The sequence below is a fragment of the Streptomyces sp. NPDC036815 genome, assembly GCF_055609205.1.
Genome location: NZ_JBVJPW010000006.1, coordinates 152771 through 164610, shown reverse-complemented (window position 1 = coordinate 164610; position 11840 = coordinate 152771). Strand labels below are relative to the sequence as shown.

Below are 11840 nucleotides of genomic sequence, written 5' to 3'. Positions count from 1 at the left end.
CCGCCCGCACGCCCCCGACCGCCCCGCGTACCAAAGGTGACGATGCCCGGTGAATGACGACAAGCTGCGCGACTATCTCAAGCGGGTGGCCGCCGACCTGCACCGGACCAAGCAGCGCCTCGGCGAGGCCGAGGCCAGGGAGCGGGAGCCGATCGCCGTCGTCGCGATGGGCTGCCGCTACCCCGGGGGCGTGCGCACCCCCGAGGACCTGTGGCGCCTCGTCTCCACGGGCACCGACGCGATCACGGCCTTCCCCGCCGACCGCGGCTGGGACCTCGCCGACCTCCACGACCCGTCGGGGGAGCGCCCCGACACCACGTACAGCGCCGAGGGCGGCTTCCTCGACGACGTCGCCGGATTCGATCCCGCGTTCTTCGGGATCTCTCCGCGCGAGGCCCTCGCCATGGACCCGCAGCAGCGGCTCTTCCTGGAGACCACCTGGGAGACCTTCGAACGCGCCGGGATCGACCCGCACACCCTGCGCGGCAGCCGCACCGGCGTCTTCGCCGGGGTGATGTACCAGGACTACGCGGTCCGGTTGCGCCAAGTGCCCGACGACGTCCGCGGCTACCTCGGCAACGGCAGCTCCGACAGCGTCGCGTCCGGCCGCATCGCCTACACCTTCGGCCTCGAAGGACCCGCCGTCTCCGTCGACACCGCCTGCTCCTCGTCACTGGTCGCCCTCCACCTGGCCTGCCAGGCGCTGCGGCAGGGCGACTGCACGCTCGCGCTCGCCGGCGGCGCCATGGTGATGTCCACGCCGGTGCCGTTCGTGGAGATGAGCCGGCAGAACGGCCTGGCCGCCGACGGACGCTGCAAGTCCTTCTCGGCCGCCGCCGACGGCACCGGCTGGGGCGAGGGCGTCGGCATGCTCCTCCTGGAGCGCCTGTCGGACGCCCGCGAGAACGGCCACCCCGTGCTCGCGCTCGTACGCGGCTCCGCCGTCAACCAGGACGGCGCGAGCAGCCGCCTCACCGCGCCCAACGGGCCCTCCCAGCAACGCGTCATCCGCCAGGCCCTCGCCGGCGCGGGCCTGGCGCCCGGCGACGTCGACGTCGTCGAGGCCCACGGCACCGGCACCCCGCTCGGCGACCCCATCGAGGCACAGGCGCTCCTCGCCACGTACGGCCGTGAGCACACCCCCGAACGGCCGCTCCTGATCGGCTCGTTGAAGTCCAACATCGGCCACACCCAGGCCGCCGCAGGCGTGGGCGGCGTCATCAAGATGGTCCTCGCCATGCGGCACGGCGTGGTGCCGCCCTCCCTGCACGGCACGGACCTCACCCCCCAGGTCGACTGGTCCACGGGGTCACTGAAGCTCGTCACGGACGCCACCGACTGGCCCGCGACCGGGCGCCCGCGCCGCGCCGCCGTGTCCTCCTTCGGCGTCAGCGGCACCAACGGCCACGTCGTCCTGGAACAGGCAGTCCTGGAACACGCAGAGGAGCCCACCGAGGAGCAGCCCCCCGCCGACGCCCACGCGGGCCCCGTACCCTGCGTCCTCTCCGCGCGCGGCGACGACGCCCTGCGGGCCCAGGCGGCCGCCCTGCGAACCCACCTGGTGGACCGGCCCGACCTGCGCCCGGCGGACGTCGCCCACACCCTGGCGACGGGCCGGGCCGCGCACGAGAACCGGGCCGCCCTCGTCGTCGAGGACCGGCAGGCACTGCTCGACGGGCTCGCCGCGCTCGCCCGCGGCGCCGACCCGCTGCCGCCCGGCATCGTGCGCGGCGCCGCCCGTACCGGCGAGGCCGTCGCCTTCGTCTTCCCCGGCCAGGGCTCCCAGTGGCCCGGCATGGCCCGCGAACTCCTCGACACCTCACCGGCGTTCGCCGACCGCCTCGCCCAGTGCGCCGACGCGCTGGCCCCGTACACCGACTTCGCCCTCCTGGACGTGGTCCGCGGTGCCCCCGGCGCCCCGGGGTTCGACCGCGTGGACGTCGTGCAGCCCGCCCTGTTCGCGGTCCTCGTCTCCCTCGCGGAGGCGTGGCGCGCCCACGGCGTCGAGCCCGCGGCCGTGGTCGGGCACAGCCAGGGCGAGATCGCCGCGGCCTGTGTCGCCGGGGCCCTCACCCTCGACGACGCCGCGAAGGTCGTCGCCCTGCGCGCGCGGGCGCTGCGGGCGCTCGCCGGGCGCGGTGGCATGGCGTCGGTCGCGCTGCCCGCCGACCGCGTACGGGAACGCGTCGCACCCTGGGACGGGCGTCTCGCGCTCGCCGCCGTGAACGGCCCCGAGTCGGTCGTCGTCTCCGGCGACCCCGAGGCCCTGGCCGAGCTCCTCGCCACCCTCGAAGCCGAGGGCGTACGGGCCCGCGCCGTCCCCGTCGACTACGCCTCGCACGGCCCGCACGTCGAGGAGATCCGCGCGGAGCTGGCCGAGGCCCTGGCGGGCATCGTGCCGAGCCCGGCCGCCGTGCCCTTCTACTCGACCGTCACCGGCGGCCGCCTGGACACCGAGCGCCTCGACGCCGCCTACTGGTACGACAACCTCCGCCGCACCGTGGAGTTCGAGCAGGCCACCCGCGCCCTGCTGGCCGACGGCCACCGCGTGCTCGTCGAGGTCAGCCCGCACCCCGTGCTGACCGCCGCCCTCCAGGACACCGCCGCCGCCGCGGGCACCGACGCCCTCGCCCTCGGCACGCTGCGCCGCGCCGACGGCGGCCCGTCCCGCCTGCTCACCGCGCTCGCCGAACTGCACGTGCGCGGCGTCCGCGTCGACTGGGACGCCGCCCTCGCCCGGCACCACCCCCGCCGCGTCGACCTGCCCACGTACGCCTTCCAGCGGGAGCGCCACTGGCTGGAGGAGACCGGGGCGCCCTCGGGTGACGCCGCCGCCCTCGGCCTCGACCCCTCGGGGCACCCCCTCCTCGGTGCCGTCGTCGCACTCGCCGACAGCGACAGCCTGGTGTTCACCGGCAGGCTGTCGCTGCGCACCCACCCCTGGCTCGCCGACCACCGCGTCCAGGGCGACGCCCTGCTGCCCGGCACCGCCTTCCTGGAACTCGCCGTCCTCGCGGGCGACCGCACCGGCTGCTCGCGCGTCGACGAACTGACCCTCGAAGCTCCGTTGACGCTGCCGCCGGACGGAGGCGTCGTGCTGCGCCTGTCCGTCGGCGCACCCACCGCCGACGGCACCCGCACCCTGGCCCTGCACGCGCGGTCCGACGACCCGGACACCGACGAGGAGTGGACCCGCCACGCCACCGGCGTACTCGCGCAGGCGGTCCCCGCCTCCGTCGACGGCGACCCGGGAGCCTGGCCCCCGCGGGGGGCCGTTCCCGTCGATCTCGACGGCATGTACGCGCGCTACGCCGAGGGCGGCTTCGCTTACGGGCCCGCTTTCCAGGGGCTGACGGCGGCGTGGCGGCTCGGCGACGAGCTGTACGCCGAAGCGGTGCTGCCGCCCGGACTCCAGCCGGACGCCCAGAGGTTCGCCCTGCATCCGGCGCTGCTCGACGCCGCGCTGCACGCCAGTGGGCTCACCGCCGAGGACGCGAGGGGCGAGGGCGGCCGCATGCCGTTCGTCTGGACGGGGGCGACCCTGCACGCCTCGGGCGCCGCCGCTCTGCGCGTGCGCCTGACCCGGACCGCGCCGGACACCCTCGCTCTCGATGTCGCCGACGCCACCGGAAGCCCCGTCGCCTCCGTGGACGCCCTGACCCTGCGCCCGGCCGCACCGGACACCGGCGCGGCCCGCACCCACCACGACTCGCTGTTCCAGGTGGAGTGGGCCCCCCTCACCTGCCCGCCCGCTCCGGCGCCCGCCGACTGGGCGGTCATCGGCCCCGACGACAGCGGCCTGCCGACGTCGACCGCGTACGCCGACACCGCCGCCCTCGTCGCCGCCCTCGACGCGGGCGCGGCACCTCCCCGGCTCGTGTTCGCGCCGCAACTCGCGTGCCCCGGCGCCGACATAAGCAGTCTGGAGGACGTGCACACCGCCGTCCACCGGGCGCTGGACATCCTCCAGGCCTGGCTCGCCGACGAGCGTCTCGCCGGTACGCGGCTCGCCCTCGTCACCCGGGGCGCCGTCGGCGACGCGCCCACCGACGCGGCCCGCGCGGCCGTGTGGGGCCTGGTGCGCTCCGCCCAGTCCGAACACCCCGGCCGCTTCGTCCTCCTGGACCTGGACCACGAGGCGGCCACGGAGACCGTCGCCGCGGCGCTCGCCACCGCGGAACAGCAACTCGCCGTACGGGGCGACACCGTTCTCACCCCCCGCCTCGCCAAGACCTCCGCCGCCGACCCGGCCCCGGTCGCCCTCGACCTCGAGGGCACCGTCCTCGTCACCGGTGGCACCGGCCTGCTCGGCTCCCGCGTGGCCCGTCACCTCGTGACCCGGCACGGTGTCCGCCACCTCCTCCTCGCCGGGCGGCGCGGACCGGCCGCGCCCGGCGCCACGGAGATCACCGCGGAACTCACCGCGCTCGGTGCCCACGTCACCGTCGCCGCCTGCGACGCCGCCGACCGGGACGCGCTCGCCGCCCTCCTCGACGCCGTCCCCGCCGACCACCCCCTGACGGCCGTCGTGCACGCCGCGGGCACCCTCGACGACGGTGTCCTCACCTCCCTCACACCCGACCGCCTCGACACGGTGCTGCGCCCCAAGGCCGACGCGGCCCGGCACCTGCACGAGCTCACCCGGGACATGGAGCTGCGGGCCTTCGTCCTCTTCTCCTCCGCCGCGGGCACCTTCGGCGGTCCCGGACAGGGCAACTACGCCGCCGCGAACGCCTACGTGGACGCCCTCGCCCGGCGACGCCGCGCCCTCGGCCTGCCCGCCCAGTCCCTCGCCTGGACCCTATGGGAGCAGCGCTCCGGCCTGACCGGCCACCTCGACGACGCCGACCTGCGCCGACTGGCCCGCTCGGGCATGCCGCCGCTCACCACCGACGAGGGCCTCGCGCTCCTGGACGCGGCCCTCACCGTCGACGCCCCGGTGCTGCTGCCGCTCCGGCTCGACCCGCGGGCGCTGCGGGCCCGGGCCGCCGAGGGGGAGCCGGTTCATCCGCTCCTGCGCTCGCTGGTACGGGTACCCGTACGCAGGTCCGCCGTCGCCGCCGCGCACCCCGGGGGCTCCGACGCCGCACTGCCCGAGCGCCTCGCCGCACTGACCGGGGACGAACGCCTGCGCACACTGGTCCGGTTGGTGTGCGCCCAGGCCGCCGCCGTACTCGGCCACACCTCCGACGAGGCGGTCCGGCCCGCGCGTGCCTTCCGCGACCTCGGCTTCGACTCCCTCGCCTCCGTCGAACTGCGCAACCGCCTGAACGCCGCCACCGGCCTGCGGCTGCCCGCCACGCTGGTCTTCGACCACCCGTCGCCGGAGGCGCTCGCCGCGCACCTGGGGGACGAGCTCGCCGGGGACGACTCACGGCCCACCGCGCCCGCGTCGTCCGCCACCCCTGCCGCCCCTGCCGCGTCCGCCGCGGACGACCCGATCGCGATCGTCGCGATGGGCTGCCGCTTCCCCGGAGCGGTCCGCACCCCGGAGGACCTGTGGCGCCTCGTCGCCTCCGGCGGCGACGGCATCTCCGCCTTCCCCACCGACCGCGGCTGGGACCTCGACGCGCTCTACGACCCCGACCCCGCCCACACCGGCACCTCGTACGTGCGCGACGGCGGGTTCCTGTCCGGCGCCGGCGACTTCGACCCCGACTTCTTCGGCATCTCGCCCCGCGAGGCGATCGCCATGGACCCGCAGCAGCGCCTCCTGCTCACCCTCACCTGGGAGACGTTCGAGCGCGCGGGCATCGACCCGGCCGCGCTGCGCGGCACCCCCGCGGGTGTCTTCATCGGCCTGATGCAGCAGGACTACGCGGTACGGCTGCTGCCGCACGTTCCCGAGGACGTCGAGGGCTTCCTGGGCACCGGCAACTCCGGCAGCGTCGTGTCCGGCCGCATCGCCTACTCCTTCGGCCTCGAAGGCCCCGCCCTCACCATCGACACGGCGTGCTCCTCCTCGCTCGTGGCCCTGCACACGGCGGTGCAGTCGCTGCGCCGCGGCGAGTGCGCCCTCGCGCTCGCGGGCGGGGTCACCGTGATGTCCAGCCCCGAACTCTTCGTGGAGTTCAGCAGGCAGGGCGGCCTGGCGGCCGACGGCCGCTGCAAGTCCTTCGCCGCGGCCGCGGACGGCACCGCCTTCGGCGAGGGAGCTGGAATCCTCCTCCTGGAGCGGCTCCCGGACGCCCGCCGCCAGGGGCATCCGGTGCTGGCGGTCGTGCGGGGGAGCGCGGTGAACCAGGACGGCGCGAGCAACGGCCTGACCGCTCCGAACGGTCCCTCGCAGCAGCGGGTGATCCGCGCGGCGCTCGCGGACGCGGTCCTGTCGGCGCGCGACGTGGACGTGGTGGAGGCGCACGGTACGGGTACCACGCTCGGGGACCCGATCGAGGCGCAGGCGCTGCTCGCCACGTACGGCCAGGAGCGGCCGGAGGGGCGGCCGTTGTGGCTCGGCTCGCTGAAGTCCAACATCGGCCACACCTCCGCCGCGGCCGGCGTCGCCGGAGTCATGAAGATGGTCCTGGCCATGCACCACGGACTGCTCCCGCAGACCCTCCACGTCGACGAACCGACCCCTCAGGTCGACTGGTCGGCGGGCGAGGTGCGGCTGCTCGCCGAGGCCCGTGCCTGGGAGACCGACGGCGGGCCGCGGCGGGCCGGAGTCTCGTCGTTCGGCGTCAGCGGAACGAACGCGCACGTGATCGTGGAGGAGGTGCCGGAGGAGGCCCGCGCGGACGCTCCCGAAGTGCGTGCGCCGGTGCCGTGGGTGATGTCGGCGAGGTCGCCGGAGGCATTGCGGGAGCAGGCGGAGCGGCTGCTCGGGGTGTGCGGTGAGGACGTGCGGGCGGCGGACGTGGGTCTCTCGCTGGCCGTCACCCGCGCCCTCCACGAGTACCGGGCCGTGGCCGCCGGGAGTCGGGAACAACTGCTGCTCGGCGTACGTGCCTTGGTGGCCGGGGAGCATTCGCCGTTCCTCGTCACGGGGAAGGCGCAGGCGCCCGGCGGGACGGTGTTCGTGTTCCCGGGGCAGGGGGCGCAGTGGGTGGGCATGGCCCGTGAACTCCTGGATCAGTCACCGGGGTTCGCCGCGGCCATGGGGGATTGTGCGGCGGCTCTCGCGCCTTTCGTGGAGTGGTCGTTGCTGGATGTGGTGCGCTCGGGCGAAGGCTTCGAGCGGGTGGACGTGGTGCAGCCCGTGCTGTTCGCGGTGATGGTGTCGCTGGCGCGGTTGTGGCGTGCGTACGGAGTCGTTCCCGACGCGGTGGTGGGGCACTCGCAGGGGGAGATCGCGGCCGCGGTGGTGGCCGGTGGTCTCTCGCTTGCCGACGGGGCGAAGGTGGTCGCCCTGCGCAGCCGCGCGATCGTGCGGCTGGCCGGGCGCGGCGGCATGGTGTCGCTGGCGCTGTCCTCCCGTGCGGCGGAGGAACGTCTGGCCGTCTGGGACGGCCGGGTGTCGGTGGCCGCCGTCAACGGGCCTTCAGCCGTGGTGGTGTCGGGTGACTCCGACGCCCTGGAGGAGCTGCTGGCCGGTTGCGAGGCGGACGGAGTGCGGGCCCGTCGCATCGAGGTGGACTACGCCTCGCACTCGGCTCATGTGGAGGAGATCGAGGCGGAGTTGCGGTCGGCCCTGGCGGAGATCGCGCCGGTCGCCGGGGACGTCCCGCTGTTCTCCACGGTGACCGGCGACCGGCTCGCCACCGAGGCGATGGACGCCGGGTACTGGTACACGAACCTGCGCCGCACCGTCGCCTTCGAGGCCGCCGTCCGCACGTTGGCCGCCGAGGGATTCGGCGCCTTCATCGAGGTGAGCCCGCACCCCGTCCTGACGATGGCGGTCGAGGAGACGCTGGAGTCGGCCGAGGCGACGGCTCCGGTCCTCGGCACGCTGCGCCGTGACGAGGGCGGCCTTGATCGGATGCTCCTGGCCCTCGGTCAGGCCCACGTCCACGGAATCCCCGTGGACTGGTCGCCCGCCTTCGAAGGCGCCGGGGCCACCCGCGTCGACCTGCCCACCTACCCCTTCCAGGAGCGCCGCCTCTGGCTGGACGTCCCGACCACCAGCTGGGACGTCGCCTCGGCCGGCCTCGGTACGACGGGACACCCGCTCCTCGGCGCCGCCGTGGAGATCGCCGACACGGGCGAACTCCTGTGCGCGGGGCGGATTTCGCGGCGCACGCACCCGTGGCTCGCCGAGCACGCGGTGCGAGGCGCCGTCCTGTTGCCCGGCACCGCCTTCCTGGAGCTGGCGCTGCGCGCCGCCGCCGAAGCGGGATGCGCCACGGTGGACGAACTCACCCTGGCCGCACCGCTCCTGCTGCCCGACGAGGGCGCCGTGCACCTCCAGGTGCGGCTCGGGGCGCCCGACGGTGACGGGCGGCGGACGCTCGGCCTCTTCTCGCGGACCGAGCGCGCGGCCGAGCCGGAGCCGGGGGCCGCGCCCCCGTGGACCGCCCACGCCACCGGAGCCGTCGCCCCCGCGTCCCGCCCCGCGGGGCCCGCCCTCGTGGCCTGGCCGCCACCCGGAGCCGAGGCCGTGGACATCGGGAACCTCTACGAGCGGTTCGCGGCCGCCGGATACGCGTACGGGCCCACCTTCCAGGGAATCCGCGCCGCCTGGGCCCGGGACGGCGAGATCTGCGCCGACGTCGTGCTCGACGAGCGGCAGCACGCCGACGCCCCCGGGTACCGTCTGCACCCGGCGCTCCTGGACGCCGCCCTGCAGAGCGCCGCGCTGCTGCCCGGCCGCGACGACACCGCGCGGCTGCCCTTCAGCTGGCACGACGTGACCGCGCACACCACGGGGGCCACCGCCGTACGGGCCCGGCTGACCGCAGAGGGGCCGGACGCCGTCGCCGTGACGGTGTACGACCTCGCGGGGCAGGAGATCCTGTCGGCCGGTTCGCTCGCTCTGCGCCCCGCTCCGGCGCCCGGGCCCGGGCGCGCGGGCGACGGCAGGGACGGGCTGTACCGGGTGGACTGGGTGCCCGTGCCGGACGCCAACGGCCTTACGCAGATGCCCGATTGGGGCGACCTGGCCGCCCTGCGCGCCGAACCGGACAGCCCCGTGCCCGCCTTCGTCGTCGCGGACTGCCCGCGGCCGGGAGCCGTACACGGCAGCGCGGCCGGGGGCAGCAGCGGGGACGAGGGGGCGGAGTTCCATGCCGTCGGCGCCGAATGCCTCGCCCTCGTACAGGAATGGCTGGCCGACGAGCGGTTCGACGGCTCCGTCCTCGCGGTCGTCACCCGAGGCGCGGTGAGCACCGGACCCGGCGACCGGGCGGCGGACTGGACGCGGTCCGGCACGGCGGGGCTCCTGCGGACGGCGCAGACCGAACACCCGGGCCGGTTCCTGCTCGTGGACCTGGACGGCCACCCGGAGTCGCGCGCGGCCCTGCCCGCCGCGCTCGCCTCGGGCGAACCCCAGATCGCCGTGCGCGCTGGGCAGGTGCTCGTGCCGCGCCTCACCGCGGGGCCCGGCCGGGACACCCTGGTGCCGCCCGCCGACGGTACGGACGGCTGGCGGATCGCCCTGTCCGGGGACGGGGCGGTCGACGGGCTCACGACCGTGCCCGCGCCCGACGCGCACGCCCCGCTCGGCGCGGGCCAGGTGCGCGTCGCCGTACGGGCGGCGGGCCTCAACTTCCACGACGTGGTGGTCTCCCTCGGGCTAGACCCCGACCAGACGACGCTCGGCAGCGAGGGCGCCGGAGTCGTCACCGAGGTCGGCGCGGACGTCGGCGACCTCACGCCCGGGGACCGGGTGATGGGCGTGTTCGGCGATGCCTTCGGGCCGACCGCCGTCGCCGACCGGCGCACCCTCGCGCGGATTCCGGCCGACTGGACCTTCGCGCAGGCCGCGTCGGTGCCGGTCGCCTTCCTCACCGCGTACTACGGCCTGTTCGACCTCGGCGGGCTGCGGCGCGGCCAGTCGGTCCTGGTGCACGCGGCGGCGGGGGGCGTCGGCATGGCCGCCGTCCAGCTCGCCCGGCACGCCGGGGCCGAGGTGTACGGGACGGCGAGCCCCGCCAAGCAGGGCGTGCTGCGGGCGGCCGGTCTGGCCGACGACCACATCGCCTCCACGCGCACCCTCGACTTCGCCGACCGCTTCCTGGGAGCCAGCGGCGGCCGGGGCGTGGACGTCGTCCTCGACTGTCTGGCACGGGAGTTCGTCGACGCGTCACTGACGCTCCTGCCGCGCGGCGGCCGGTTCGTGGAGATGGGCAAGACCGACGTACGCGACGCCGACGACGTCGCACGCGACCACCCCGGTGTCCGCTACCGGGCCTTCGACCTGATGGAGGCCGGAGCGGAGCGGGTCGGCGCCATGCTCGCCGAGGTCCTCGCCCTGTTCGAGCGCGGAGTTCTGACACCGCTGCCGCTCACCTGCTGGGACCTGCGGCAGGCCCCGCAGGCGTTCCGCCACCTGAGCCAGGCCCGGCACATCGGCAAGAACGTCCTCACCCTGCCCGCGCCCCTCGACCCGGAAGGCACCGTTCTGATCACCGGCGGCACCGGCACCCTCGGCGGGCTCGTCGCCCGCCACCTGGTCACCGCCCACGGGGTACGCCGTCTCCTGCTGACGGGGCGCCGGGGCGCGGACGCCCCGGGGGCCGGACTGCTCGTACGGGAACTGGTCGAGGCAGGCGCCGATGTGACCGTCGCCGCCTGCGACGTGACCGATCGCGCCGCGCTCGCCGACCTCCTCGCGAGCGTACCCCGGGCCCACCCGCTCACCGGTGTCGTGCACGCCGCCGGAGTCCTCGACGACGCCACCGTCACCGCGCTCACACTCGAGCGGCTCACCCGCGTGCTGCGGCCCAAGGCGGACGCCGCGCTCGCCCTGCACGAGCTGACCCGGGGCTGCGACCTGGCCGCCTTCGTCCTCTTCTCGTCCGGCGCCGCCCTGCTCGGCGGCGCGGGCCAGGCCAACTACGCCGCGGCCAACGCCGCGCTCGACGCACTGGCCGCACGGCGCCGCGCGGAAGGGCTGCCCGCCGTGTCCGTCGCGTGGGGCATGTGGGAGGCACGCAGCGCCCTGACCGCGCACCTCACCGATGCCGATGTGCGGAAGATGGCACGGGGCGGCGTGGGCGCGCTGCCCACCGGAGCGGCCCTCACGCTCCTCGACGCCGCGCTGACCGCGGCGCAGCCGCACGTACTGGCAGCCGAGGTCGACCTGGCCATCTTGCGCGCGGCCGCCGCCGCGGGCTCCCCCCTGCCCCCGCTGCTTCGCGGCCTGGTGGGCGGTACGCGCAAGGGCGCCGCACCCGCGCCCGTCGCGCCCTCCGCCTCCTCCCTCACCGTGCAGCTGGCGGGCCTGCCACCCACCGAGGCGCAGCGGGCCCTGCTCGACCTGGTGCGCGGCAACGCGGCCGCCGTCCTCGGCCACGCCTCCACCGAACTGATCGGAGCGGAAAGGCCGTTCAAGGAGCTCGGCTTCGACTCGCTCACCGGCGTCGAGCTCCGCAACCGGCTCATGACGGCGACCGGGACACGGCTGCCGGCCGCGCTCGTCTTCGACCACCCCACCCCCCAGGCGCTCGCCCGCCATCTCGCCGCCCGGCTCCTCGCCGGTTCCGCGCCGGCCGCGCCACCGGGCACCGCCGAACTCGACCGGCTCGACGCGCTCGCGGCCGAACTCGCCGACGCGGGCACCGACGGGGCCCAGCGGCGCGCGGACCTGGCCCGACGGCTGCGCGGCGCGCTCGCCCGCCTCGAACCGGCGACGGAGCCCGCGGGGGCCGACGGCGGCGCGGACTCCGCCGAAGCCGTCGAGTCCGCCACCAACGAAGAGATCTTCGACCTCATCGACAAGGAGCTGGGCATCTCGTGAGTCC

General features: G+C 76.0%; 1 protein-coding gene and 1 pseudogene. Both read left to right on the top strand.

The genetic code is table 11. The features are described from left to right. Positions 1-49 precede the first annotated feature (49 nt). Positions 50-97, top strand: a pseudogene (locus ACZ69I_RS15545) (polyketide synthase docking domain-containing protein); the annotation flags it as partial. Next, positions 98-11836 (top strand): SDR family NAD(P)-dependent oxidoreductase, encoded by an 11739-nt coding sequence (locus tag ACZ69I_RS15540; protein WP_470832820.1) that lies wholly within the window; start codon positions 98-100, stop codon positions 11834-11836. Positions 11837-11840: the final 4 nt, after the last annotated feature.